Here is a 26666-nt window from a genome sequence, read left to right on the forward strand (position 1 = left end):
ATGCGAGTTTTACTGCTTTATCCTTTATTTCCTAAAACTTTTTGGTCTTTTGAGAAAGTCCTAGAATTAGTAAATCGCAAGGTTTTATTGCCGCCGCTAGGTTTAGTGACGGTTGCCGCAATTTTGCCTCAAGAATGGGAATTCAAACTGGTCGATCGAAACGTTCGCAGCGTCACAGAAGACGAGTGGGAGTGGGCAGATTTGGTCATTCTCTCGGCAATGATTGTTCAGAAAGAGGATTTACTTGATCAAATCAAGGAAGCCAAGCGGCGCGGTAAAGCGGTTGCTGTAGGTGGCCCTTATCCGACTTCTGTGCCTGATGAAGCCACCAATGCCGGTGCAGATTATCTGATTTTGGATGAAGGGGAAATCACCCTGCCAATGTTTATGGAAGCCATTGCGCGAGGTGACGAGGGTGGGATTTTCCGATCCGACGGGGAAAAACCCGATGTGACGATAACCCCGGTTCCTCGTTTCGATTTGCTGGAGTTTGAGGCTTACGATACGATGTCGGTACAGTTTTCGCGGGGTTGTCCTTTCCAGTGTGAATTTTGCGACATTATTGTTTTGTATGGTCGCAAACCCCGAACGAAAACACCGGAACAGCTATTAGCAGAGTTAGAGTATCTCTACCAATTGGGGTGGCGTCGTAGCGTTTTCATGGTGGATGATAACTTCATCGGCAATAAGCGCAATGTTAAGTTATTTCTCAAAGAGTTAAAAACTTGGCAAGCGGAACACCAGTATCCCTTCAGCTTTAACACTGAAGCCTCGGTTGATTTGGCGCAAGACCAAGAACTGATGGATTTAATGGTGGAGTGCAATTTCAATGCGGTGTTTCTGGGGATTGAAACGCCGGATGAAGCCAGTTTGCAGATGACGAAGAAGTTTCAAAATAACCGAACTTCACTTGCTGACTCGGTAGAAACCATCACGCGGGCGGGGTTGCGGGTGATGGCTGGGTTTATCATTGGCTTTGATGGAGAAAAATCTGGCGCAGGCGATCGCATTGTCCGCTTTGCCGAACAAACGGCGATTCCGACGACTATTTTCGGAATGCTACAAGCTTTACCCCACACTGCCCTCTGGTTCCGCCTAGAAAAAGAGGGGCGATTGCTGGATAGCGCATCGGGCAACCAGTTCAATGTGATGAATTTTATCCCGACCCGACCCGTAGAAGAGATTACCAGGGAATACATCAACGCCTTCTGGGATTTATACGATGCTGAAAAGTTTTTAGATCGGGCTTATCGCCATTTTCTGATGCTGGGCGCACCCAAAGTAAAAGTTCCTTTTAAAATGCCGGGTCTGATGGAGTTAAGGGCTCTGGCAATTGTGGCGTGGAGACAAGGCATTAAGCGTCACACTCGCTGGAAGTTCTGGCACCATCTGTTTAGTATCATCAAACACAACCCTGGTGTTTGGGATCATTACCTCACCGTCTGTGCCCACAACGAGCATTTTCTCGAATATCGCCAGATTGTTAAAGACCAAATTGAGGTGCAGTTAGCTGAGTATCTAGCACAACAATCGAAACAGGAAGCTAAAGTTTCTTCTGTGAAAAACAGTGTCGGTGCGAGTGCGTGATATCAAGTGAAAAATGGGGAATTGGAAATTTTTTACCCATTTTTCATTCCTTCTCATCAATGACCAATTAAGCGTGAGGATTGTCAATTAATGCGAGTTTTACTTTTATATCCACTATTTCCGAAAAGTTTTTGGTCTTTTGAAAAAACTTTAGCTTTACTAAATCGTAAGGCAATGTTGCCGCCTTTAGGTTTAGTGACCGTTGCTGCAATTTTGCCCCAAGAATGGGAGTTTAAGTTAGTAGATCGAAATGTTACCCAAATAACTGAAGCTGAATGGGCATGGGCAGATTTAGTAATTCTTTCGGCGATGATTGTCCAAAAAGAAGATTTGCTAGATCAAATCAAAGAAGCAAAGCGTCGGGGTAAGTTAGTCGCAGTCGGTGGCCCTTATCCTACGGCTTTACCTCAAGAAGTAGAATCAGTCGGCGCAGATTATTTGATTTTGGATGAAGGGGAAATCACCCTGCCGATGTTTGTAGAGGCAGTGCAACGTGGCGAAACTTCAGGAACTTTTCGGGCGGGAGGAGAGAAGCCGGATGTCAGTTCCACACCCGTTCCCCGCTTTGATCTACTAGATTTTGACGCTTATTCAGAAATGTCTGTGCAGTTTTCGCGGGGATGCCCATTTCAATGCGAATTCTGCGACATTATTGTCCTTTACGGACGCAAACCGCGCACAAAAACGCCATCTCAATTATTAGCAGAATTAGAACGCCTTTATGAGTTGGGTTGGCGACGTAGCATCTTTATGGTGGATGACAATTTTATCGGGAATAAGCGGAATGTAAAGCTATTCCTGAAAGAGTTGCAACCGTGGATGGTGGAACATCAGTACCCTTTCTCTTTTGCGACGGAAGCATCGGTGGATTTGGCAAAAGATCAGGAATTGATGGATATGATGGTTCAGTGTAATTTTGGGGCGGTATTTTTAGGAATTGAAACACCCGATGAGGAGAGTTTAGCGCTGACTCAGAAGTTCCAAAATACGCGAGATTCATTAAGTGATTCCGTTCAAGCGATCGCGCGATCGGGATTGCGGGTGATGGCTGGGTTTATCGTAGGCTTTGATGGAGAAAAACCCGGTGCAGGGGATCGCATTGTCAACTTTGTCGAGAAAACGGCAATTCCCACCGCTTTATTTAGTATGTTGCAAGCTTTACCCGATACCGCCCTTTGGCATCGGTTAAAGAAAGAAGGGCGGCTGCGAGGCGAATCTGCCAACATCAATCAAACGACATTGATGAACTTTGTGCCCACACGTCCTCTAGAAGACATTGCCCGCGAATACATTGATGCATTTTGGACATTGTACGATCCGGAGCGTTTTCTAGACCGCACTTACCGTCACTTTCGCATCTTAGGAGAAGCGACGTATCCGAATAAGGGCAAACGTGCGAAGAAGAAAATAGATTGGGTTGTGATTCGAGCTTTATTAATCATTTGTTGGCGGCAAGGTGTGCTTCGTAAAACTCGCTGGCAGTTCTGGCGCAACTTGTTTAGTATGTATCGCCACAATCGAGGCGGAATCAGCAGCTATTTAGCGGTTTGCGCTCAAATCGAGCATTTTGTAGAGTATCGCCAGATCGTTAAAGAGCAAATTGAGGCGCAGTTGGCAGAGTTTATGGCAGAAGACACGGTTCAACAGCCGCAAGAGGTGAAAACCCCAGTGAATGCGTAGGGTAGACGACACCTCAGATCCTCCAAACCCCTATTATTTAAGAGACTGACTTAATAATGGGGTTTGGAGAATCGCAGAATAGCGCCCATAAAGTGACTGAAGATGAGCAATTCCTTTATTTAAACCTGGTATATAGCAATCCTGTTTTAGTTGCGAGATGCCAGTGGTTTAAATCCCCAACTTATCCAAGAAGTCGGGAATCTTGCTTCCAGAAATTATTTAAGACTGGTATAGGTAGACAAACGTTTTTGCCGTCTGCGTCTTGTCCAAAAGTTGTTGGCAAAGTTGAGTATGTTTTTGTCGCGATGATCTCCTGAACCTGCAACAGTCCGCCTGTTGCCAAGCCAGCGATCGATGGAGTAAATATTGAAGCTACTACCAGCTAGCAATATAAATAGCACAATCCCGTAGATAAGCATCGTTTGTGCTGCACCCCAGTTTTGTATGGATGTGACACCCATCATCAAGACGATCATCAGGATAAATGTTGCGATTAGGGCGCTGCGCGTTGCTAATCCAATGGAGATCAATACTCCCACGATTAATTCAACCGGGGGTACTAAGTAAGAATTGATCCTCACCAAAAATTCCGGGAAATAAGAATTTGCAAGTTGGTTGACAGTATTTTCAGCAAAACCGGGAATATTGCCGATGCGAGTAAAGCCGTGATTAAAGTAATTCACGCCGATCAAAATTCGCAGCAACAAATAGGCGATCGCAATATCCCTAGTTTTTAGACCAATATAGGGTCTATTTTCAGTCATTGCTATAACTCCAACTGTGTTACTTAAACTTTTATTGATTTTAACTGTAGAGATTTGAATTAATTAAAGTTTAATGAGAAATGAATTAGCCAAGCTAAACCTACCAACCCAAATAAGTCTGTTTTTTCCCTTTTTGAATAGCAGCCAACAAGCACTATTCTCCGAGTGTTGAAGTTATAAGGTAAAATCCTGAGTTTAGTTATTTGTCAAGAGTAAGAATCGGCTTTATTCAATACAAGGCTCATCTATAATCGGGGCGGGTAGTGGAAATTCTTCTCCTCGTAGGTAGGCATCAAATTGTTCGTCAAAACGGCTCCAACTGGTAGCAATCGAACGCTGAATTCTACAGGTTGGAGCTTCGCGGAATAAAGGCATCCGATGTTCGATTTGTTCTTTAATGGCTACAGGGATATCTTCAAATACATCAGTTTTATTGCCAGTGTAATTTAAGACTAAAAAGCCGGGTTTCCCCTTCATTTTCATCCACGGTTCCCACGGCCCCATGCGGTAATAAGAAAGTGTAACAGCGCGATTGTCGATAGCACTGATGGGTTCGTCAGATAGTATTTTTGTCGGAAAAATAAATTTGTAGGAATCCGACGATTGGACATACTTCTCTGGCGAATAATCTGCAAACTTGGGGTTCGTTGATAACGGGTTAGGCAGTTTCATATTGAAATCTAATGAAACTGAGGATATTTCTGAAGTTATGTGAGCATCTATCTGTTGTGGAATCTGGAACTCCTGGTAGTCATAAGAACGGTGCATAATATTCAGTGTTTCACCTGACCAGGGGTTTTTCCAACTTTTTAGAATTTCTCCAGTTTTGGGATCGAGATAAAGTGTAATTTTACGACTTACAAGCGTCCAGCGGGATGTTGAATTATCTTGAATACAGCGCGAGATATCAACGCCTAAGAAATCAAACAGATGAACAGGTTGATCGTTATCTATCGGATGGGCATACATAGCACCTGTAGCCGGGAAATAGTGAGTTTTACTGTCACTGCTACAGCGTAGTTTGACAAACTGCTCATCGGTAATTGTTGATTTCGTTAAGGTCATAGTTTGCGCTTCCCCAAAGTATAGATTGAGCTAAGGATGAATACTTAACTAGTAATTTCTCGCCCTCCTACTGATATCTTGATTCGGTCTTGCTGACGCTGTTGAATCTGTTCTAGACTGCCGGTAGGAATGGCGGCAATTAACTGGCGCGTGTATTCTTGCTTCGGTTCGCGGTAGAGATTTTCAGCGGAGCCAATTTCTTCGATTTTGCCTCGATTCATGACCATGATGCGATCGCTCATAAATTTCACCACGCTCAAGTCATGGGAAATAAAGATGTAAGTTAAGCCAAATTCACTTTGGACTTCTTTGAGCAAATTCAGCACTTGCGCTTGTACGGAAACATCTAGCGCCGAGACGGATTCGTCGCAGATGATGAATTTGGGATTGAGTGCCAAAGCACGAGCAATACAAACCCGCTGGCGCTGTCCGCCAGAAAACTCGTGGGGATAGCGATTCATCCAGGCAGGATTTAAGCCTACACGCTCTAAGAGATAGGCTGCGCGATCGCGTCTTTCCTTAGAATTCTTCCCATAGTGATGGATTTGTAGCGGTTCCATCACCGCATCTCCAATTTTTAGACGCGGATCGAGGGAACTAAAGGGATTTTGGAAGACAATTTGCATCTCGCGTCGCAATTGCCGCAGCCGCCGATTACTGACTTTTGTAATATCTTCCCCTTCAAACTCGATCTGCCCGCTTGTTGGTTCGATCAAGCGCAGGATGGTACGCGCTAAGGTACTTTTGCCACAGCCGGATTCTCCCACCAATCCCAGCGTTTCACCGGGATAAACATCAAATGAGATGCCATTCACTGCCATCAAATAGCGTTTGGTTTGACCAAACATCCCCTGGATTGGAAAGCCAACTTGGAGGTCTCGGACAGAGAGTAGAGCTTTCTCAGTGGTAGAGATGCGATCTATCGCTTCTGGGTTTTGAGTGGAACCCAGAATTTCTTCTGACTCCTGACTCTTAACGCCTATTTTTTCTCGAATCTCGATTTCGCCGCTAGGTGTCTTCACCACTTCCATAAAGTCAGCGACGGTCGGCAGGTATTTCAACCGGCGGTTAAGGCTGGGGCGACAGGCTAACAAACCTTTGGTATAAGGATGTTGAGGGTTAGAAAAGATTTGCTCAACTGAGCCGTATTCAACTATTTTGCCTTGATACATCACGGCGACAACGTCGGCAATTTCAGCAATTACCCCCAAGTCGTGACCGATAAACATCATCGACATCCCACGGGCGTCGCGTAACTCCCGCAATAGATCCAGAATCGTCGCTTGAACCGTTACATCCAAGGCGGTTGTCGGTTCGTCAGCAATCAATACCGCTGGATTGCAGGAAATAGCCATTGCAATCATCATCCGCTGCAATTGCCCGCCGGAGAGTTCGTGGGGGTAGCGATCCAGCATTGCCAATTTCTGCTGATTGACCTGCTGATTAATTTCCGCTTCGCTATCTCTTCTGGCTTCTGGTCTTTCTTCTAGATAGCGTTGTCGCATCTCTTCATCGCTAGCGAGGAGTTTGACTTCTTGGAGACGCGCGATCGCTTGCCGCCTCGCCTCGGCAGGGGTTACATTTTGATGCTGACGGATTGCCTCGACTAACTGAAACCCACACGTAAAAACTGGGTTTAAGGAACTCATCGGTTCCTGAAAAATCATCGAAATCTGACCACCTCGATATTTCCGCAACTCCTCTGCACTCAGATCCCGCAGATTCACTACAGATCCGCCTCGTTCCTGTGAGTTTTGAAACCAAATTTCACCGCCGCTAATCCTGCCCGGAGTTGGCACTAGACCCATGACGGCGAGGGAAGTCACCGATTTACCCGATCCCGACTCTCCCACAATGCCCAAAGTCTGCCCGCGACTCAGTTTGAAGGAAATACCATCAACTGCCAGAATTTGCTTTTCATCAGTTAAAAATTGAACTTGCAGGTTGCGGATGTCTAAAACGGTGTCACTCATGGCAGTCAAGGCGAAAAATTTAACTGGATTTTAACAATCTATGCGCTCGCGAGAGAATCAATCGGGTTGTTGATAGCGACAGCAGCCGATTACTGTAACAGACGCGAACCCGATGGACATTGAACTGCTGATGAGCCACTCTGCGGCGGTTTCGGCATCGCTGGAGCCGAGGTTGAGGGGCGCTGGGTTTCGCAAACCGCTACGAGGGTGGTGGCTTCACCGTTCTTTTTGGTGGCAAATACCGCACCTGTGTAGCTATGAATTTCAGCATTCTTGGCTTGGGCGGCGATCATCACGCTTTGGGCGTCCTTTCCGGGTGATACCAACCGATAGTTGTAATACACGCTGGCTGGCTCGCCGCCTAAACCTAAATCTTCAGTGTTTGTGGCAAATTTGCCTTTTTGCTGATAATAAGCCTGTTGCGCTTTGTTTACCATCGCGATATACAGTTTGGCTTCCGTTTGCGGTTTTGGAAGCTGCGAATCTTCGGGCACTTGACTCTGTGCATTTTCCAGCTCAATTACTTTGGCGTCTTTGGGTAATGTCGCGCTGTCGGAAATTTTCTCAAATATCGTTGCCTTGGCAGTAAAAGCATTGGGTCTGGGTTGTCCAGCTTGCCGTCCCTCTAATTCCAGACGTAGTTTACCGCGATCGATAAATTCAAAAATGCTCAGGATGCTCTCTTTTTTGCTAAAAACCAGGTCAAGTTGTCCCGGTTTAGCCTGGGAATTAACCTTGTACTTAATTCCGACGGCAACCGGAGGTCCATCAGACGTTGGAAATACAATGAATAATTTTCCCTCTGGCGCAAATATAAATGTGACCAACTCCCCGGTTTGCGGATCTTCGGCTTGCCATTGCCCTACAAATTGCTGGGTGGCGGTCGTTGCTGGTGTGGTTTTGGTTGGAGTCGCTGCGGGTGCGGGTTTGGCTGGGGTATTTGCCGATGTCCCTAGGATACCTGTCACCAGGATGCCGTTGATTGCGATTAATAAGCTGGATACAATCAACTTGTTGTTAACTGGGAGTTTCACTAGTTTGGCAAAGTTGATGATAAAGTAATTCATTATTTTTTGGTGTTTGCTTGATATTTTTTATCCAAATTTTGATAATTTTCCCGTGAAATGTCGGAGATTAAATTAGTAAGACATGAAATTGCAAATATAGTTTCCTTCAAGTTATAACATAGCCAAGCTATAGCAATTCTAATTGAGTGATGAGCTGGTTCTTCATATGCCGATTTTTAGAGAAGTCGGGGTTCTGTTCTTCATGAATCATTTAGAGCCGCTATATAGCCTTTTACAGGCTTCGATGTCACAGAAAAAATAGCGATCGCGTTCTTTTGGTGCAGTGTTGATGGGAAATCTAGCGCAGGGGCTTTAAAAGACAAAAGTATGGTTAAGTTCTTAATTAACCATACTTTTGTAACAAGGCAACCTTATGTACTAATCATTTTTACATTAGTTGCCCAATTTTGGGGTATTCAATCATTTCAACCGGAGAATCTAAATATCTAGATCGTTGAGATTGAGACGAGGGCCATAGGTTTCGATAAATTCGCGGCGGGGTGCAACGCGATCGCCCATTAGAACGGTAAAGATGCGATCGGCTTCCGCCGCATCTTCAATTTCCACCCGTTTGAGAGTGCGAGTTTCCGGGTTCATGGTAGTATCCCACAACTGTTGCGGCATCATTTCACCCAAACCTTTGAATCGCTGGATGGTGTAGTTGGCATTAGCGGGAAACTCATGCTGAATCAGGTTTGCCATTTCGCGATCGCTATAGCAATAGTAATGATTGCGTCCACGTTCTACCTTATAGAGTGGAGGACAAGCGATATAGATGTAACCCTGCTCGATTAGCGCCCGTTGATAGCGATAGAAGAACGTTAATAACAGCGTCCGAATGTGCGCCCCATCTACATCGGCGTCAGTCATAATCACGATGCAGTGATAGCGCAGCTGAGAAGCATCGAACTCCTCACCCTTAACACCCAATCCCAGTGCGGTGATTAGCGCCTGGATCTCCGTGTTTTTATAGATTTTGGCATCGTCGGTTTTCTCAATGTTGAGAATTTTACCGCGCAATGGGAGGATGGCTTGGTTGCGTCTGTCGCGTCCTTGTTTGGCACTTCCTCCGGCTGAGTCCCCTTCTACGATATAAATCTCAGATTCCGAGGGATCTCGCGTACTGCAATCGGCTAATTTACCCGGTAAAGGAGAAGATTCCAAAACCGATTTGCGGCGCACTAACTCTCGTGCGTGACGCGCTGCTTCGGCGGCTTTGAAAGCTTGAATCGCTTTTTCCAGAATCGCATCGCCAACGTTTGGGCGAAACTCTAAATACTCTGTGAGAACTTCGCCAACTAGGGAATCAACAATTCCCCGGACTTCGGTGTTACCGAGTTTGGTTTTAGTTTGTCCTTCAAATTCCGGATCGGGGACTTTGACAGAGATAACCCCCGTTAAACCCTCGCGGACATTCTCCCCACCGAGGTTCGGTTCATTTTCTTTGATTTTATTGCGCTTGCGAGCGATCGTATTCAGCGTCCGCGTCAGCACCGCCTTCAACCCTTCCAGGTGAGTACCGCCGTCAACTGTACGAATATTATTTGCAAACCCCAGCAGAGTATCTGTATAGGCATCGACGCACCACTGCAACGCCACCTCTACTTGTACATTGTTGCGTTCGCCGGATACATAGATAATTTCTTCGTGGAGAGCCTGTTTATCGCTATTCATATAGGCGATATACTCTTTAATACCTCCTTCATAACAGTAGGTTTCTACTCTTGGCTCTCCACCCTTAATTAATTCCAGGCGGTTGTCAGTAAACGTAATTTTGACACCCGCATTTAAGTAAGCCAGTTCCCGTAGACGACTCGCCAAGGTCGTGTAATCAAACTCAATGCCAGTCGTCACAAAAATCTGTAAATCTGGCTTGAAACTAATCGAGGTGCCTGTCCTCGCTTCTTTAATTGGCGTTGCCTTGAGTTCGGTGACAGGAATACCCCGCTCAAAGCGCATAATATGCTCCCGCTTCTCCCGCCAAACGGTTACTTCTACCCACTCAGACAAGGCATTGACTACGGAGATCCCGACACCGTGCAAACCACCAGAAACCTTGTAACCGCCGCCGCCAAATTTCCCTCCGGCGTGCAGCACCGTCATCACCGTTTCCAAAGCTGATTTGCCTGTAGTGGGATGAGTATCTGTGGGAATTCCCCGCCCATCGTCTGTCACCGTCACCGAACCATCGGCGTTTATGTCTATCTCCACATGGGTGCAATAGCCAGCCAGAGCCTCATCAATAGAGTTGTCCACCACCTCGTAAACTAGATGGTGGAGTCCCCTAGGGCCAGTCGAACCGATGTACATCCCCGGTCTTTTCCGGACTGGTTCAAGACCTTCTAGAACTTGAATCTGATCGGCACTGTAACTGCTCGTCATGAATAAGGATTCTCCAATAATGGCTTGGAAGCCCACCGGGACTTCAAAAATGTAAAAACACTCCAAAATTATAACACAAAAGGTTTCGGGGCGACCGTAGGGCAATTTCAAGAGATATTTGTTTAGGGGCTGTACCCAGTGAAAGGTAACAAAGTAGGAAAGCACGGTGGCACAAGGGAACGGGAGGCGAGAGAAACAGACATAGGGAGCAGCGGAAAATTACCTGTTCGCTCAGCCCTCTTCACTCAGTCCTCAGTCCTCAGCCCTCAGTCCTCAGCCCTCAGTCCTCAGCCCTCAGTCCTCAGTCCTCAGCCCTCTTCACTCAGCCCTCAACCCTCAGCGCTGATTGTTATTTGTGGTGCTACTGCGACGGGAAAATCAGGGCTGGCATTAGCATTGGCGCAGCGGCTGGGTTCTGTAATTCTTAGTGCTGATTCGCGTCAAGTGTACCGCGAATTTGATATCGGCACAGCTAAGCCAACAGATGCTGAGCGCAAGTTGGTACCGCACTACTTAATTGATATCTGCGATCCCACAGAAACTTTGACGGTGGCAGATTACCAGCAGCAGACGCAAGCTTTAATTGCTGCTTTGGGCAAGGAAACTCCGCCTTTACTGGTGGGAGGAACGGGTTTATACATCCGTTCTATTGTGCAGGGGTTAAAAATTCCTAGAGTAGCGCCCCAAGAAGAATTGCGATCGCAACTGCAATCTCTCGGTCAAATCCAACTTTACGCTTTTCTACAACAAGTCGATCCCGTTGCCGCTCAGAAAATTCATCCTAACGATCCCGTGCGGACATTGCGAGCATTAGAAGTATTTTATGTGACGGGTCGCCCGATTTCAGAGCAGCAAGGAGAGAATCCACCCGATTATCCCATTCTCCAAATTGGCTTAGATTGCCCGGACTCTAGCTACCTTACTCACCGAATTGAACAGCGAACCGAACAGATGTTAGCCGCAGGGTGGGAAGCCGAGGTAAAAACCCTTTGTGAGAAATACGGTTGCAATCTGCCACTGCTGGATACGCTAGGTTATAGGGAAATGAAGCAATATTTAGCTGGAGAGATTTCTCTATCGGACGCCAAAGAGTTAACCGTTTTGCACACTCGTCAATTTGCCAAGCGACAACGCACTTGGTTTCGTGCTTATCCCCAAATTGAGTGGTTTGAGGCAAATCAACCCGATTTATTGGAGCGCGTGTGGCAACGAGTTCTAGAGTTCATTGCCGCAAGTTGTCAGGATGTGCCTCCTCAAGCTAGATGCTAACTTCCTGTCCAATTTTATACTCTTGTAACTAAACTTAACTTCGTACATTTTCGAGTTGTATGGAAGTGATTTCTTTGCTTTCTTCTACAAGGAGTTGAAGGATTCGTGTATAGCAGATTACCCAGGAAATGCAATGATAAACTTTTCTGCTATATTAAACCGCCATCAACCTTTAGAGAGATTTTATAGAATTTATATATGAATAGGAAAACCATTTAATAGACTATGAAAACAGCAAAACCGCCTTTTTTAATTCCTACGGGTACAAATAACCCTTAGCAGTTGCGATCGCATTTCCGGCACTGCGGTAAAAGGCTGGAGACCTTTAGTTTGAGAGAGAATGTGTAGAATTTAGCGATTTTTATGTAGATTTTCCTGGAACTGTTAGTCAATTGGAGCGCCAGGGAACAATCTAGCTAGGGTTATCGGACGGAAAAGTTGATCGCTGAGACTTTCTCCTGCTTTTTCAGCATTGAGACCTTTAGCGCGACAAGGCAGAACAAGCATTTTCAGATGATGGCTACCGAAATCCGGTCCAAGTAGGAATAAGTACTGATGAAAATTTTAGAGTCTAGTAAGGAAGCGGCGAGGCTAGAAGCTCTGCGCCGATATCGGATTCTTGATACAGAACCCGAAGAGGCATTCGACGATCTTGCCCATTTAGCGGCGCACGTTTGTGGAACCCCGATTGCGTTAATAAATTTTTTGGATAAAAACCGTCAGTGGTTTAAGTCAAAGGTGGGTTTAGAAGTATCAGAATTCCCCCTTGATAGCGGGTTCTGCCCCCTACTTGAGCAACACGAAATTTTAATGATTCCTGATACATTGGCTGATAAGAAGTTTGCCACTAATCCGGTCGTCATTGCTTGCCCCAGCGTCAGATTTTATGCGGGCGCACCGCTGATAACGCCTGAGGGACAGATAATCGGGACGATCTGTGTTGTTGATTATGTACCGCGAAACCTCAGTCCAGAACAAGTAGAGGCACTTAAAGCTTTAAGCCGCCAGGTAATTAGCCAACTAGAGCTACGGCGCAATTTAGCTGAAAAGGAACGCAGCATCGCTGCACGCGAACGAGCCGAGGAGGCGCTACAGCGAGCTGCTACCGAGAACCGGCACCTGGCACGGGCGATTACTTCAGCTTCTGAGGGAGTGATTATTACCGATCCGAACCAGCCAGACAACCCGATCGTTTACGCAAACCCAGCTTTCTCGCGGATCTCTGGGTATAAGCCAGAAGAAATTATGGGTCGCAACTGCCGTTTTCTGAAAGGTTCTGGCACAGATCCGCAAGCGATCGCTCAAATTCGCCAAGCGATCGCCGAACAAAAAGAGATTCAAACGACGCTGCTGAACTATCGAAAAGATGGTCAGCCATTCTGGAATGAATTAAGAATTTCGCCAGTATTTTCAGATGAGGGGAACTTACTCTACTTCGTAGGCTTGCAAACGGACATCTCCGCTCGTAAGCGGGCAGAGGAAGAGCGCGATCGCTTATTCACCCTCTCGTTAGATATGCTGTGTATTGCTAGTTTGGATGGCTATTTTAAGCGCGTAAACCCAGCTTTTGAGAAAACACTTGGGCTTTCTCAAGAAGAACTTTGCTGTACGCTACTGTTTAACTTTGTTCATCCTGAAGACCAAGGAAAAACCCGTGACGAATTCCAGAAACTTGCTACGGGCGAACCAACCATCGACTTTGAGAACCGCTACATCTGTCAGGATGGTTCGTATAAATGGCTATCCTGGACAGCCTCTCCGGTCGTTGAAGAAGGGTTGATGTATGCGATCGCTCGCGACATTACCGAGCGCAAAGCTAACGAGGAGGCATGGCGTCAAAGCGAAGAGCGGTTTCGCAATTTAGTCGAAACGACTAGCGATTGGGTCTGGGAGGTGGATGAAAACGTTGTTTACACGTATGTCAGTCCGAAGCTCCGCGACATTTTGGGTTATGAACCAGAAGAAGTTCTGGGCAAAACTCCCTTCGATCTCATGCCTCCGGAAGAAGCTTTTCGAGTTGCTAATATTTTTGGGCAAATGGCTGCTCTTGCACAACCCATTACGTGTCTTGAGAATACGACTGTTCACAAAGACGGTCATCTGGTTGTCCTAGAAACTAGTGCAGTTCCAGTTTGGAATTGTGATGGAAAATTCCAAGGTTATCGCGGCATGGATCGGGACATCACCGAGCGAAAGGAGGCAGAACAAAAAATCCGCAGACAAGCTGCCTTGCTAGATGTAACAACAGATGCAATTCTTGTGCGAAATCTAAAAGACAAAATCGTACTTTGGAGTAAAGGAGCTGAGTTACTGTACGGTTGGAAGGCGGAGGAAGTTCTGGGGAAAAATGTCTCGGAGATTTTGTACAACGATCCTTCGCCTCAACTCCTAGAAGCGCACAAGACTGTTAACAACAAAGGTGAATGGCAAGGTGAATTGTATAAAGTCACCAAAGAAGGCAAACAAATTGTCGTTGCCAGTCGTTGGAGTTTGGTGCGCGATGATGAAAACAACCCCAAATCAATCCTCTCTGTAGACACTGATATTACAGAGAAAAAACAACTTGAAGCACAGTTCCGCCGCGCCCAACGGATGGAGAGTATCGGTACTCTGGCTGGCGGCATTGCCCACGATCTAAACAATGTACTGACGCCAATTCTTGCCGCCATTCAAATCTTACAAATGGTAATTCCCGATCCGCGCAGTCAGCGGCTTTTGGATTTACTAGAAACAAATACTAAACGCGGTGCTGAGCTAATTAAGCAAGTCTTGTCATTTGCTCGAGGAGTTGAAGGTGAGCGAATGACCCTTCAAGTAGGGCACTTAATTGGGGAAATTCAGAAAATTGCCAAAGAGACCTTTCCTAAATCAATCGAAATCTATACAGATGTACGAATGATGGAACTTTGGCCTGTCTCTGGAGATGCCACTCAAGTACATCAGGTGTTGATGAATCTCTGCGTTAATGCCCGCGATGCGATGCCAGATGGTGGAGTCTTGAGTATCTCTGCCGAAAATCTTATTATCGATGAAAACTATGCCCGGATGAATATTGAGGCCAAAATGGGGCCTTATATCGTTATTACTATCTCGGATACTGGAAGTGGTATTCCTCCAGAAAGTTTAGAAAGAATTTTTGAACCATTTTTCACAACAAAAGAACTCGGTAAAGGCACAGGGCTAGGTCTGTCCACTGTGTTGGCAATCATTAAAGGTCATGACGGTTTTATCAATGTCTATAGCGAAGTAGGAAGAGGAACCCAATTTAAAGTTTATTTTCCAGCAACTAACACAACTACAACAGATCCAGAAGCTACGGAGCGTTATGAACTGCCCAGAGGTCACGGAGAATGGATTCTTGTGGTTGATGATGAACCAGCCATTCGAGAAGTGACTAAAACATCCCTAGAAGCCTATGACTATCGGGTACTCACTGCCAACGATGGAATTGAAGCGATCGCACTCTATGCCCAGCATCGCGCGGAAATCAATGCCGTGTTAATTGATATGATGATGCCTACGATGGATGGTCCAACCACCATCCGCGCCCTACAAAAAATGAACCCGCAGGTCAAAGTTATTGCCGTGAGCGGACTGGTTTCCAACCATAAGCTCCCAGCGATCGCAGGTGGCGTAGTTAAAAGATTTTTGTCGAAGCCCTACACCGCAGAAGATTTGTTGAAATCCATTCACGAGCTTCTAAGTTAGCGCTGTGATTCCAGCAGTCGATGCAATACACGCTACGAGGTCAAGTATGCACGATTGGCACTCCCTCCCCTTTCTAGCACTAACTTTTGCCCTGTTTATCATCTTCCTCAAGATTTTAACGAACCAAAACTTTGTGCCTAATTTTTTCTTTAGATAAACTAAAAGTAAGCATACAAGGTGTTAGCGATGGATTACCAAAAGTTTGTTGAGCAACTGCCCAGCCTTTATGAAAATTGGGGGCGCGAATCGGTTGTACCTAAATCAAAGCGGTTTCAGCAAGCACTTGACCAAGTTCAAGGGATGACTACTGCCAACGTAATGCAGTTGCTCAATTTTGCTGTGGAGTGCATGGAACCAGATGAAATATATTGCGAGATTGGCTGTTATCAAGGTTCTACTTTAATTGGCGCACTGCTCGATCATCCAGAACGAATGGCATACGCTGTAGATAACTTTTCTGAATTCGACCAATCCGGTGAGAATCTGAATAAATTAATTAATAATTTATCAAGTTTTGATATTCAAGATCGAGTTTATTTTTGCAATCAAGACTTTGAAGAATTTTTATTAGAGCTTCGAGAAATTAATCCAGATGACAAAATCGGGGTTTATTTATATGATGGTGCTCACGACTATCGGTCGCAATTATTAGGATTACTCCTAATCAAACCGTTTCTAGCAGAGAAGGCATTGATTATTATCGATGATAGCAATTGGGAAGCGGTGCGCCAAGCTAATTGGGATTTTATGGCTGCTAACCCAGAGTGCGAATTATTGCTGGAGTTGCTGACGCCAGGAGATGGCTATCACACTTTTTGGAATGGGATTCAGGTACTCAGTTGGGATGCAAATAAAAAAGCAAACTATTCCTGGAATACTTTTAGTAAGATGCGCCGGAAGTCAGTTATTCAAGCTATCTATGAATTACAGTTTATTGGAAAAAACGAAAGGGAGTTAGACAATCTGTATCAAGAAGCCTTATCGCTGCATGAAAAAGGACAGTTTTTAGCTGCTGAAAAAAAATATTGTGACTTTATACGAGCGAAAAACTGGGATACTAAAGCGTGGCTAAGCTTAGGAATTCTATATTACGAGGCAGAACAGTATCAAAAGTCCGTTGAAACAATTTTTAATTTACTAAAAATAGATTCATCTGTAGCTCAAGCATATTATATCCTTGGGTTGGCTTTCGAGAAAATCAATCAAAATCCTCAAGCGATTTCCGCTTACACAGAAGCGATCGCTCTTGAACCAAAACTAATTGAAGCTTACAACAATTTAGGAAATCTCCTCAGTCAGGCGGGTGAAAGCGAGCAGGCTGAAGCAGTCTACCGTCAAGCGATCGCAGCTAACCCCAGCCACTTTGGTAGCTACCTCAATTTGGGGAATTTGTTAATGGAACAGAATCAAATTGAGCAAGCAATTGAGGTGTATAAAACAGCTCTGACGCTAATTCCAGATAATCCTGATATATTAAATAACCTAGCGATGGCATTAGAAGCCCAAAAGAATCCTACTCAGGCTCTTCTAAATTTTGCTAACAAACTTTACCAGCAAGAGAAGTATGAAGCAGCAATTAAGCAATATCAAAAACTGCTAGAAATTCAAACAGGAGATGCAGAGGTTTATTTTAACCTGAGTGATTGCTTTACACATCTAAATCGAGTAAAAGAAGCTATCAATACGCTTAAAGAAGGCATCTTCTTTTACCCAACAAGTGGTAAACTGCATTTTTATTTTATAAAATTATTGCAGGAAAACGGACGGATTAAAGAAGCAATATCAAGTGCAGAAAAGGCATCTCAAATCCTGCCTAATGAATATGTATTTAAAATTTTTAAAAATTTAATATTACCCACTAATTATAATAGCGCCAATGAAATTAGCTTTTATCGTCAGCGATTTATCCAAGGCATACAAAGTTTAATTCTGGGGACATTCTTAGAAGAGCCTGAAGATAAAAAGAATGCTCTTGCCGGTATTAGTTGTGTAACAAACTTTTTTTTAGCGTATCAGGCTCATAACGATTTGGAATTGCAACGCCAGTATGGAAATTTAGTCCATCAAATTATGGCAGCCAACTATCCACAATGGGTTCAAGCTATATCCATGCCTCCGCTTAAGGAGAACAAAAAAATTCGTGTTGGTTATGTCTCAGCATTCTTACACGGTTGGAGTGGAACATTTTTATCACTAGGTTATCTGCGTTACTGCAATCAGCAAGATTTTGAATTTCACTGTTACTACACAGGGAATCAGCCAGATAATATCACTGAGTTGTTTCGTAATTATAGTGATGCATTTCATCATATTCCTAATAATCTCGAAGCAGTATGCGAACAAATTGTTGCCGATAAACTACATATACTTGTTTTCCCAGAAATTGGTATGGATGCAGCGACGATGCAACTTGCCGGTTTGCGTCTGGCTCCTGCTCAGTGCGTAGTATGGGGACACCCAGTAACTACTGGTTTACCGACCATTGATTACTTTTTATCCAGCGAGTTAATGGAGCCAGAAAATGCACAAGCACATTACTCTGAAACTCTGATCCGTCTGCCGAATGTTGGAGTTGCTTATCCTTCATTAGAGATTCCTCCGCTAACAAAGACACGAGCAGATTTTCAGCTAAGGGATGATGCTGTAGTTTACCTATCTTCTCAAGCTCCTTACAAGTATTTACCGCAACATGACTATATTTTTGCTGAAATCGCCCGTCGCGTGCCTCAAGCTCAGTTTATGTTTCTTCGTGCAGGTGTGCCCCAAGAACGCTTGGAACGCGCTTTTTCGGCAGTTGGTTTGAACAGTAAAGACTATTGTGTTTTTTCACCTGTTCTACCTCGCGCTGAGTATCTCATGCTTAATTTAGTTTCAGATATTTATCTAGATACTTTAAGCTGGTCTGGCGGTAACACGACACTAGATGCGATCGCTTGTAGTTTACCCGTTGTTACCTGTCCTGGCGAATTTATGCGAGGTCGTCACTCTTATGGATTTCTAAAAAGGCTTGAGGTGACAGACACAATTGCTCAGACTGAAGCAGAATATATTGATATTGCTGTAAGGTTAGGTTTAGACCCGATTTGGCGGCACGACGTTTCAGAAAGAATCAAGGCTCGCCATGACTATCTTTATGACGACAAAAGTTGTGTAGTCGCTCTTGAAGATTTTTACAAACAGGTTGTCCAAAAGGGACTTACGCAGATATAGAGTTACCGATGATTACCCAAGACAAACAACAGCACAACTGGCAACCGATCATTAAGCAATTTGAGGCAGTTATCGGGAAAAACGGCGTCGTGCAGCGTCGTGAGGAGTTAATAACCTACGAGTGCGATGGTTTAACTAGCTACCGACAAAAACCTGCCCTCGTTGTGCTACCGCGCACCACAGAAGAAGTCGCAGCGGCAGTGAGGATATGCGACCAAAATCAAATTCCCTGGGTTGCACGCGGTGCTGGCACTGGACTTTCTGGTGGAGCCTTGCCTGTAGAAGATTGCGTGCTAATTGTTACTGCATTGATGCGAAAAATCTTGAGCATTGACATAGAAAATCAACGGGTTGTGGTGCAGCCAGGAGTAATTAATAACTGGGTAACGCAAGCCGTTAGCGGTGCCGGATTTTACTATGCGCCTGACCCTTCCAGCCAGATTGTCTGCTCGATTGGTGGTAACGTTGCAGAAAATTCTGGAGGCGTCCACTGTCTCAAATATGGTGTTACCACCAACCACGTTTTAGGTTTAAAACTAGTTCTCCCCGATGGCTCTATTGTAGACGTGGGAGGACAAATTCCCGAAATGCCTGGTTATGATTTAACGGGTTTATTTGTTGGTTCTGAAGGCACGCTAGGTATCGCTACAGAAATTACTTTGAGAATTCTTAAGACCCCGGAATCTATTTGCGTTCTTTTAGCAGATTTTACCAGTGTCGAAGATGCTGGAGCCGCTGTATCAGATATTATCAGCGCTGGCATAATTCCAGGCGGTATGGAGATTATGGATAATATCAGCATCAACGCTGTCGAAGATGTTGTAGCAACAGGTTGTTATCCTAGAGATGCTGCCGCTATCTTGTTAGTTGAAATAGACGGCTTAGAAGTGGAAGTGGCGGCAAATAAACAGCGTATTGCGGAAATTTGCACCACCAATGGAGCGCGTAGCATCACCACGGCAAACGAGCCAGAAACCCGTCTAAAGCTCTGGAAAGGACGGAAAGCAGCCTTCGCAGCAGCAGGCAAACTCAGTCCTGATTATTATGTCCAAGATGGGGTAATTCCCCGGACTCAAATGCGATTTGTACTGCAAGAAATTGAAGCATTGAGCCAAAAATACGGCTATCGTATTGCTAACGTCTTTCATGCTGGAGACGGGAATCTTCACCCACTCATTCTTTATGATAATTCGATTCCTGGGGCATTGGAACAGGTGGAAGAATTAGGGGGAGAAATTCTTAAACTTTGCGTAGAAGTAGGCGGAAGCCTTTCTGGGGAACACGGGATTGGTGCAGATAAAAAATGCTATATGCCGCAAATGTTTACCGAAACGGATTTAGAAACAATGCAATGGGTGCGCCAAGTATTTAATCCCAAGGGTTTGGCTAATCCAGGTAAAATATTTCCTACTCCCCGCACCTGTGGCGAAGCTGCACACGCTCAGTCTCAAAAGCACTTTGAGTCAGTTGATGTATTTTAATTCATTAACCAAGAGCAAATGATTCGCTAAGAAATTTGGGGAAGTATGCGATCGCGCTACAATCTAGACACAGAAAGATGCTTTACTTTGCAATCTAGATGGGAGTCTTTACTACAACCGTTTCAGGTTGAGCAAGAGATTGGTCAGAAAGTGTTGCTTGAATTATTTGAGGCTTACTCCAGTGATGGTAGATATTATCATACTCTGGAGCATATAGAACAAATTTTAGCAACACTTAACGATTTGCGCTCGCTATCCCAAAACCACGCAGCAATTGAATTTGCAACTTGGTTCCACGATGCAGTTTATAACCCAAAAGCTAACGATAATGAGGAAAAAAGTGCAGAATATGCAGCGATGATTTTGAAAGGGTTAGACATTCCCTCATCAACTATAGAGGTTGTATATTCCTTAATTATAAAAACCAAATACCATCAAAATATAGACGGTATTGACAGCAAAATTTTTCTAGATGCAGACCTTTCTATATTAGGAGCATCGGCTACTAAATACAGAATATATGCTCAAGCAATTAGAAAAGAGTATTTATGGGTCTCTTCCACAAAATACAGAACAGGTAGGAAACAAGTATTGCAGAGCTTTTTAAACCGAGAACGAATATATTTTACTGAAAAAATGTTTGTTGCTCTAGAACAACAAGCTAGGCAAAATATTAAAGAGGAAATGGAATTGTTATGAAAAACTGTAAGAGCGCTCGCTCAATCCGGTGAAGTTCTTCTAGAGCCAAGGATGCTGGTGCTATTCAGAAAAATAAATATGGGAAAAAACTAAAAATAAATTTCAGACAAAATGCGAATTTGCTTTATTGGTGACTCTTTTGTAAACGGAACTGGCGATCCAGAGTGCCTCGGTTGGACGGGAAGAATTTGTGCAGCAGCACGAAAGCAAGGTTATGACATTACTTATTACAATCTTGGGGTACGGCGGGAAACCAGCGCAGATATTAGATCCCGTTGGCTAGGTGAGGTTACTTGTCGCTTACCTAAAGAATATGATGGCAGGATTGTCTTCTCGTTTGGTGTAAATGACACCACCCTGGAAGATGGGAAGACTCGTGTGGAGTTAGCGGATTCCCTAGAAAATTGCTGTGCAATTCTTGAAGTTGCAAGGCAAACATTTCCAGTCTTGATGGTGGGAGCGCCACCCGTTGCAGAGATTGAGCAAAATTTGAGGATCGCTGGTTTGTCTGAGCAGGTAGCTCGTTTATGTAGCGATCGCAATGTGCCTTATTTAGATGTTTTTACTCCTTTACAGGCGTCATCGGTGTGGATCGGTGAGGCAACAGCGAATGATGGCGCTCACCCCGGTGCTGCCGGTTATGCCGAATTTGCTCACTTAGTACAAAGTTGGTCTGCGTGGTTATCGTGGTTAAAATAGCTCAACTCACATCTTGCGCCAAGCTCTCAGAATGGAATTCTAAGGCGATCGCATTCTAGCTAGGAAAGCGCGAACCAACTGAAAATAAAGGGTTTTGTAACCTGCTCCCAGCAGGTTTTGTTTGTGTAACTGTGTTTCAACAGCCTAGAGCAAGATGTAACTTCATGGCGAAAAGTTCAATATTTCTTAGAAAACCCAGAAGTAGAGATAACTGAGCCAATAAATCAAGTTCACTGCAATGAGTAGTCCTTTGCCGATGTAGGAGTGAACCATCCCGAAGACGTAAACGGTTGCTACCAGCACCAGCAACCGCTCAACGAAAGAAACAATCGTGCCGTATTTGTTAGTATCCCAATAAGAGATAGGACTGATAAAACGATAGTCGCTGAAGGGCAAAAAATGCCTGTGCGCGTCATCGCTGTGGACGGGTAAATCTCCGAGGGAATGCAGCACCATGCTCAGAAAGACGATTTCAAGGGGTTTCCACCCGTAGTAGCGAGCGATCGCTACCCCAATTAAAGCCAATGGAATTGAATGAAACAGGTGGATAATATTTTGCCAAAAGGGTTGGTAATAAGCGGTTGACCAGATTTGGCGTTCTGGTAGGCGTTGAATATATCTCGCCACAAGGTAGAAAACAAAAATTGGAATATCGGGTAATATAGCGCCGAACACGATTAGGAGATTGAAGTGCGATTGTTGCGGTTTAGCGAGAAGGCCGAGATTGAGAATGGCATGGCTGGGCGTATTCACGATTATTGTTGGAATTGGTTTGATTGGTTTTGTCTTTGGTATCCTCCAGGCTGGCTGATTTTATTCAACCGCCACTGGCAACACTATCACGCCGATCCCGATGGTTGGAATTGGCTGGAGTATGGATTGTTTCTCATTCCTGGGGGATTTTATTTGGCGTTGCTGATTCGTTGGATACGTCTCGGCTTTCGTTCACCCCGCCGGGGAGAAGGGGAGTTCGATCCAAATTATCAGCAGGCTTTCCGAGATGAAGTGCTGGCTCCGATTGTGAAATATTATTTCCAAGGAGAGCTACAACAACTCGAAAATTTGCCTCAAACTGGGCCATTGATTGTATCAATGAACCATGCGGGAATGTGTTTTCCTTGGGATATTTTGGGATTAGCAACGCTCTTAAGCCAGACACGGGAATGGGTTGTGCAACCGCTGGCGGGTGTTTCGTTGTTTGAACATCCCTGGGTGATTTGGTGGCTACCTCCAGGATGGTCGCAAGTTCTAGGTGGCGTTAGGGCAGAAGCTGATGAATTTGAAGCGGCGGTGGCTCAAAAAACCATCTTACTATACGCTCCGGAGGGCATACGCGGGCCGGGAAAAGGGTGGAAAAGGCGTTATCAGTTAGATACTTTTCATCCAAGTTTTATCCAGTTAAGCGATCGCTATCACATTCCGATTCTGCCTGTTGCTTGCATCGGCAATGAATCTTTGCATCCTTGGGCAATCAATCTTAAGAAATTTGCAAGAGCCATCTACTTGCCTTTCTTGCCTGTCTCTTTTTTGATGTTTTTCTTCATTCTCTTCCCATCTATGGGTGTTTGGGCAATGCGAAGTCGGCTGCGTTATTTTATTCAGCCTCTCTATCAAACTTGGTCAACCGAAGTTGTTGAAGACGAGCAACTTCCAGAACCAAAAACTTCTACTCGGCAAGACCGAAACGCTGCTTACCGACACGCACAACTATTACAAGAAAAGCTGCAAAGTCAAATTAACCAACTTCTGAGGAAGAAGTAATCTAGGTTTGATTTGCATTCAATCAGTTTTTATAAGAAGTTAGTTAGCATTCAACTTCTTGGCTTGTAAAATAATTGGAGATAAGACCGCTTTATCTTGTTCCGCAGGCACGGCTTTCCGCCATGCAGTAATACCGCCTGATAAGACTGCCATCTTCAACCCCGTTCCCTCTAACATCCAGTAGGCTTTAGTTGAACGGGTTCCTTTGGTGCAATATAGCACTACCGTTGGTTCGGGTTGATTGGGTTGAACGCTCTTTTTCACCAATGCCTTAATACGCTCAATCCCTATACCCGTTTCAATCTGAGTCAGAGGTACCAGTAGAGTTTGGGCAATATGATCTTCAGCGTACTCCTCTGGCGATCGCACATCAATAAGGAACACTGGCTTTAGTTTTCCCTGCTGCAACTGCGCTACCGTCACTTTGTTTGCATATTTGCCAGTTGCGATCGCTTGGATATCGATGTCTGAGATCGCGATCGCGGCACCTAAAGCACCAACACTAACAGCGACAATCCCTAAAATTACAGGTAAAGGACGTAAACGACTGGTTATTTTAGTCATTATTTGCATAAAACTTTCCGATGAGTGACACCTCAACCTCATTACCATAGCAACCGTAATACCGAGATGTCATTAGTCACAACTAGAAATAAAAATTATGAACCATAAAAACTTTTTTATATATTCGCTATTCTTTTAACTTGATTCATAAACTTTTTTCGTTTAGAAAACGGGTAGAGTATTTGTCCAAGATACCCAGAAGGCACAGGTTCGGATATCCCATACTTGTTCGGCATTTTACCCACAGGCATATAGAGAGTGCCGAAGATTAAATCTAAAATTGGAAGCTGAGCTGCAAAGTTTTTGTCATAGAACTTTCGCTCGGCGGTGTGATGCCAGTGATGAAATTCTGGGGTGGCAATTATCCACCGAAGCCAGCCAAACCTAATTTTTATATTGGCATGAATAAAGAAAGCTTCAAAAGCACCAAAAATAAAAAATATAGCGAACGTTTCTTTAGTAAATCCTAATATGTATAGCGGGACTATCTGAAAAGTTTTCGTAAATATTTGGTCAATGGGATGCAGACGCACCGTTGCCAACCAGTCCATTTCTTCTACGCTATGGTGAATCGCATGGAATTTCCACAACCAAGGAATCTTGTGAGTAAGTTTATGAGCAATGTAATATCCAGTATCGGCGATTAAAATTGCTTCTATGAACTGCAACCATACAGGCTGAGAGGCAACTTTTATTTGTAATTCTGAGTTAATTAAGCTTTTGAGGAGATATCCGATTAATATTCCACTAATTGCGATTCCTGCGGTTCTACCAACAAAGTAACCAATAAAATAATGAATGGCATCTGTTACCCATCCTTTACGAAATATTTTCTGTTTATGTAAAAAAAATATTTTTTCTATGGGGACTAATATAAACAGCAGTATAAAAAAGCCTTTAACAACATCAGGAAGCATAATTTTTAGGCATTATTTATCAATTATGGTAGGCATTGCCCACCATATACCTTTTTAGGAGTTAGGGAGCCTGGGTAGTTTCTTCTGATTGCATCGCTCCACAAGTATCCGAAGTAGTAAACATATCAGAAAAGACAAAGATACCGAGAGTGAACAAGGCTCCAAGAGCCAGCGTACCAAAAACTCCCATTAAGACGAAGAGCGGCCTTATTTCGTTACTAAGATGATTTCGCGATAACTGCTCTTTAGAAGCCGCATTCGTTGCTGTATCTTCAGTTGTTTCTTCAGCTTGAATGGGTAGATTTAATTGTGAAGATATCTTGGCTGACTCTTGTTCTTCTTTATCCTTAAGCTGCATGATTACCTCCGGTGAATCACTTGATTTGGAAGATTGCCGTTTCAGGCGATCGCTATATTTTTTAGGTGTGGCACTATGGTATCGAATGAGTATTAGAACCGCAAGCGAGGACACCTTTTTGGTAAGTCGGCTCTGCGGGGAGTTGGTTAGTAGGAGTATCTGTCTCGCATAGTATTGCTAACGATTCCTTATTATTTTTAGCCGCCTTTTTGCCTACCTTAGATACAGGTACTATGAAGACAGCCCCAACATAGCTCTTCAGCGGTTTTGAGGCAGTTTTCTGAGCGATCGCGTAGTTGAAGACTGCCGTTTTTGTGGCTCGAACGGAATATTCGTAATTTTTTGTTTTAGATTGAACACCTAACCCTAGTTTCGGAATTGAAGCCACAAAAGCACCATTGTCTAGATAGTAGGCTTGCTGTGCTCTATTCATTGAGCCGATATATTGTTTCCCTTCTGATTGACCAGCTTTGCCTCCACAGCTCACAGCGCTAGGAAGTGCTATAGCTACCAATATACCAACAATGCTAATGACAACGACAACCAAAAGCGCAATCAAGACATTACCCTGGTTGTCATTTCTATTTGACAAATATTGTAACCACTTAGCTCTAAAATAGATATTCATATTCCATCTTTTTAAGTAAACAAACCCCGGATATTTTTTTGTGTTTTGCGTAGGTACAAAGTCCAAAATGCTTGAATAAGTATTCACTGGCAAGATGAGAAATTCCTGAAAAGTTTAGATTTTAGCCGGCTTAGATACCAATCCATAATCTAACCTTTCTTCCGAGTTAGCCTTAAGACTAATAACGGGAGATTTTTGTGGTGTTAGAACCGCAAGCGACTTTGCCATTTTGATAAGCTGGCTCTACAGGCTTGATTGCACCGGGAGCATTCGCTTGACACAGAATCCTTACTGTAGTTAAGTCTCGGGAATGATTGTCCGGTACGATGAATACAGCCCCAACATAGCTCTTCAGGGGTTTTGAAGCAGTTTCTTGAGCGATCGCGTAGTTAAATACCGCTGTTTTTGTTGCACGAATAGAATATTCATAATCTTTTGTTTTACTTGGAATACTTAGACCGAGTTTCGGCAGAGAAGCAACAAAAGTATTATTTTCTAAATAGTAAGCTTCTTGTCCTCTGTTTATAGAGACGATATAGATTTCTCCTTGCGATCTCTTGTTATTAGCAGTATTGGCACAATTCAAAAAAATAGGCAAAGCCATAACTGCCAAAACACCAAAAATTATTATAAAAATCAGAATTCCAATGTAGAAGGCTATACCTTCATTTTTATGTTTTTTAAATAAAAAGTGTAACCACTTAGCTCGGAAATAGATGCTCATCATCTTCACTTTTGTCAAGTAAATAAACCCAATATACTTTTTTGTGTTTTGCATACACGCAAAGCACAAAAAGCTTTAATAAGTATTCACTGGGAAAATGAGAAATTCCTGAAAAATTTAGATTTTGGCT

20 protein-coding genes are annotated in these 26666 nt (G+C 44.1%); 9 read left to right on the top strand and 11 right to left on the bottom strand.

The window, feature by feature from the left end:
• Both NDI34_RS09260 and NDI34_RS09265 read left to right on the top strand, forming a co-directional pair.
• Positions 1–1587: a B12-binding domain-containing radical SAM protein gene (locus tag NDI34_RS09260; RefSeq protein WP_348232489.1), complete on the top strand. Its 1587-nt coding sequence runs from the start codon at positions 1–3 to the stop codon at positions 1585–1587.
• A 90-nt stretch (positions 1588–1677) separates the two neighbouring features.
• Positions 1678–3267 carry a DUF4070 domain-containing protein gene (locus NDI34_RS09265; protein WP_348232490.1) on the top strand — a complete coding sequence of 530 codons (1590 nt, stop codon included), beginning with the start codon at positions 1678–1680 and terminating at the stop codon, positions 3265–3267.
• Between the two features lie 215 nt (positions 3268–3482).
• Here the strand turns inward: NDI34_RS09265 and NDI34_RS09270 are convergent, their stop codons facing one another.
• The 5 genes from NDI34_RS09270 to gyrB form a co-directional block, all read right to left on the bottom strand.
• Positions 3483–4031 carry a DoxX family protein gene (locus NDI34_RS09270; RefSeq protein ID WP_348232491.1) on the bottom strand — a complete coding sequence of 183 codons (549 nt, stop codon included), beginning with the start codon at positions 4029–4031 and terminating at the stop codon, positions 3483–3485.
• Positions 4032–4256: 225 nt separating this feature from the next.
• The gene (locus NDI34_RS09275; protein WP_348232492.1) at positions 4257–5096 is read right to left on the bottom strand and encodes a DUF1838 family protein; all 840 of its coding nucleotides are present in this window, start codon (positions 5094–5096) and stop codon (positions 4257–4259) included.
• A 44-nt stretch (positions 5097–5140) separates the two neighbouring features.
• Positions 5141–7069: an ABC transporter ATP-binding protein gene (locus NDI34_RS09280; protein ID WP_348232493.1), complete on the bottom strand. Its 1929-nt coding sequence runs from the start codon at positions 7067–7069 to the stop codon at positions 5141–5143.
• 89 nt (positions 7070–7158) lie between these two features.
• Entirely contained in the window at positions 7159–8136 is a 978-nt protein-coding gene (locus NDI34_RS09285) for a type IV pilin-like G/H family protein (RefSeq protein ID WP_348232494.1), read from the bottom strand.
• A 438-nt stretch (positions 8137–8574) separates the two neighbouring features.
• Positions 8575–10518, bottom strand: a complete 1944-nt coding sequence (gene gyrB, locus NDI34_RS09290; protein ID WP_190440731.1) for a DNA topoisomerase (ATP-hydrolyzing) subunit B — start codon at positions 10516–10518, stop codon at positions 8575–8577.
• A 342-nt stretch (positions 10519–10860) separates the two neighbouring features.
• Here gyrB and miaA point away from each other — a divergent pair, with 342 nt between their 5' ends.
• The 6 genes from miaA (at position 10861) to NDI34_RS09320 (ending at position 21584) form a co-directional block, all read left to right on the top strand.
• Positions 10861–11787 (top strand): tRNA (adenosine(37)-N6)-dimethylallyltransferase MiaA, encoded by a 927-nt coding sequence (gene miaA, locus NDI34_RS09295; RefSeq protein ID WP_190429379.1) that lies wholly within the window; start codon positions 10861–10863, stop codon positions 11785–11787.
• 555 nt (positions 11788–12342) lie between these two features.
• Entirely contained in the window at positions 12343–15495 is a 3153-nt protein-coding gene (locus NDI34_RS09300; RefSeq protein ID WP_348232495.1) for a PAS domain S-box protein, read from the top strand.
• 300 nt (positions 15496–15795) lie between these two features.
• Positions 15796–18705, top strand: coding sequence for a tetratricopeptide repeat protein (locus NDI34_RS09305; protein WP_348232496.1), 2910 nt, complete (start codon positions 15796–15798; stop codon positions 18703–18705).
• A gap of 8 nt (positions 18706–18713) precedes the next feature.
• Positions 18714–20186 (top strand): glycolate oxidase subunit GlcD, encoded by a 1473-nt coding sequence (gene glcD / locus NDI34_RS09310; RefSeq protein ID WP_348232497.1) that lies wholly within the window; start codon positions 18714–18716, stop codon positions 20184–20186.
• Between the two features lie 45 nt (positions 20187–20231).
• On the top strand, positions 20232–20885 hold the full coding sequence (locus NDI34_RS09315) for a hypothetical protein (protein ID WP_348232498.1): 654 nt from the start codon (positions 20232–20234) through the stop codon (positions 20883–20885).
• Positions 20886–20996: 111 nt separating this feature from the next.
• Positions 20997–21584, top strand: coding sequence for a GDSL-type esterase/lipase family protein (locus tag NDI34_RS09320; RefSeq protein WP_190428318.1), 588 nt, complete (start codon positions 20997–20999; stop codon positions 21582–21584).
• A gap of 186 nt (positions 21585–21770) precedes the next feature.
• On the opposite strand, the gene NDI34_RS09325 is transcribed toward NDI34_RS09320, so the two are convergent.
• Positions 21771–22337 carry a hypothetical protein gene (locus NDI34_RS09325; protein ID WP_348232499.1) on the bottom strand — a complete coding sequence of 189 codons (567 nt, stop codon included), beginning with the start codon at positions 22335–22337 and terminating at the stop codon, positions 21771–21773.
• On the opposite strand from NDI34_RS09325, the gene NDI34_RS09330 reads away from it, so the two are divergent.
• On the top strand, positions 22320–23345 hold the full coding sequence (locus NDI34_RS09330) for a 1-acyl-sn-glycerol-3-phosphate acyltransferase (protein ID WP_190536424.1): 1026 nt from the start codon (positions 22320–22322) through the stop codon (positions 23343–23345). The genes NDI34_RS09325 and NDI34_RS09330 overlap by 18 nt on opposite strands.
• A 39-nt stretch (positions 23346–23384) precedes the next feature.
• On the opposite strand, the gene NDI34_RS09335 is transcribed toward NDI34_RS09330, so the two are convergent.
• From NDI34_RS09335 to NDI34_RS09355, 5 genes are all read right to left on the bottom strand, one after another.
• Positions 23385–23909 carry a rhodanese-like domain-containing protein gene (locus NDI34_RS09335; protein WP_348232500.1) on the bottom strand — a complete coding sequence of 175 codons (525 nt, stop codon included), beginning with the start codon at positions 23907–23909 and terminating at the stop codon, positions 23385–23387.
• Positions 23910–24025: 116 nt separating this feature from the next.
• Positions 24026–24826 (bottom strand): sterol desaturase family protein, encoded by an 801-nt coding sequence (locus tag NDI34_RS09340; RefSeq protein WP_348232501.1) that lies wholly within the window; start codon positions 24824–24826, stop codon positions 24026–24028.
• 61 nt (positions 24827–24887) lie between these two features.
• The gene (locus NDI34_RS09345; protein WP_348232502.1) at positions 24888–25184 is read right to left on the bottom strand and encodes a hypothetical protein; all 297 of its coding nucleotides are present in this window, start codon (positions 25182–25184) and stop codon (positions 24888–24890) included.
• Positions 25185–25257: 73 nt separating this feature from the next.
• Entirely contained in the window at positions 25258–25899 is a 642-nt protein-coding gene (locus NDI34_RS09350; protein ID WP_348232511.1) for a type IV pilin-like G/H family protein, read from the bottom strand.
• 91 nt (positions 25900–25990) lie between these two features.
• Positions 25991–26539, bottom strand: a complete 549-nt coding sequence (locus tag NDI34_RS09355; RefSeq protein WP_348232503.1) for a type IV pilin-like G/H family protein — start codon at positions 26537–26539, stop codon at positions 25991–25993.
• Positions 26540–26666: the final 127 nt, after the last annotated feature.

Origin of the sequence: Trichocoleus sp. DQ-U1 (assembly GCF_039961925.1) — a bacterium.
GTDB lineage: Bacteria > Cyanobacteriota > Cyanobacteriia > Cyanobacteriales > FACHB-T130 > FACHB-T130.

What these genes read in the sequence shown, in the direction of transcription:
- NDI34_RS09260 (WP_348232489.1), top strand. Translation starts at nt 1, where the DNA reads ATGCGAGTTTTACTGCTTTATCCTTTATTTCCTAAAACTTTTTGGTCT.
- NDI34_RS09265 (WP_348232490.1), top strand. Translation starts at nt 1,678, where the DNA reads ATGCGAGTTTTACTTTTATATCCACTATTTCCGAAAAGTTTTTGGTCT.
- NDI34_RS09270 (WP_348232491.1), bottom strand. Translation starts at nt 4,031, where the DNA reads ATGACTGAAAATAGACCCTATATTGGTCTAAAAACTAGGGATATTGCG.
- NDI34_RS09275 (WP_348232492.1), bottom strand. Translation starts at nt 5,096, where the DNA reads ATGACCTTAACGAAATCAACAATTACCGATGAGCAGTTTGTCAAACTA.
- NDI34_RS09280 (WP_348232493.1), bottom strand. Translation starts at nt 7,069, where the DNA reads ATGAGTGACACCGTTTTAGACATCCGCAACCTGCAAGTTCAATTTTTA.
- NDI34_RS09285 (WP_348232494.1), bottom strand. Translation starts at nt 8,136, where the DNA reads ATGAATTACTTTATCATCAACTTTGCCAAACTAGTGAAACTCCCAGTT.
- gyrB (WP_190440731.1), bottom strand. Translation starts at nt 10,518, where the DNA reads ATGACGAGCAGTTACAGTGCCGATCAGATTCAAGTTCTAGAAGGTCTT.
- NDI34_RS09300 (WP_348232495.1), top strand. Translation starts at nt 12,343, where the DNA reads ATGAAAATTTTAGAGTCTAGTAAGGAAGCGGCGAGGCTAGAAGCTCTG.
- NDI34_RS09305 (WP_348232496.1), top strand. Translation starts at nt 15,796, where the DNA reads ATGACTACTGCCAACGTAATGCAGTTGCTCAATTTTGCTGTGGAGTGC.
- glcD (WP_348232497.1), top strand. Translation starts at nt 18,714, where the DNA reads ATGATTACCCAAGACAAACAACAGCACAACTGGCAACCGATCATTAAG.
- NDI34_RS09315 (WP_348232498.1), top strand. Translation starts at nt 20,232, where the DNA reads ATGCGATCGCGCTACAATCTAGACACAGAAAGATGCTTTACTTTGCAA.
- NDI34_RS09320 (WP_190428318.1), top strand. Translation starts at nt 20,997, where the DNA reads ATGCGAATTTGCTTTATTGGTGACTCTTTTGTAAACGGAACTGGCGAT.
- NDI34_RS09330 (WP_190536424.1), top strand. Translation starts at nt 22,320, where the DNA reads ATGGCTGGGCGTATTCACGATTATTGTTGGAATTGGTTTGATTGGTTT.
- NDI34_RS09335 (WP_348232500.1), bottom strand. Translation starts at nt 23,909, where the DNA reads ATGACTAAAATAACCAGTCGTTTACGTCCTTTACCTGTAATTTTAGGG.
- NDI34_RS09340 (WP_348232501.1), bottom strand. Translation starts at nt 24,826, where the DNA reads ATGCTTCCTGATGTTGTTAAAGGCTTTTTTATACTGCTGTTTATATTA.
- NDI34_RS09345 (WP_348232502.1), bottom strand. Translation starts at nt 25,184, where the DNA reads ATGCAGCTTAAGGATAAAGAAGAACAAGAGTCAGCCAAGATATCTTCA.
- NDI34_RS09355 (WP_348232503.1), bottom strand. Translation starts at nt 26,539, where the DNA reads ATGATGAGCATCTATTTCCGAGCTAAGTGGTTACACTTTTTATTTAAA.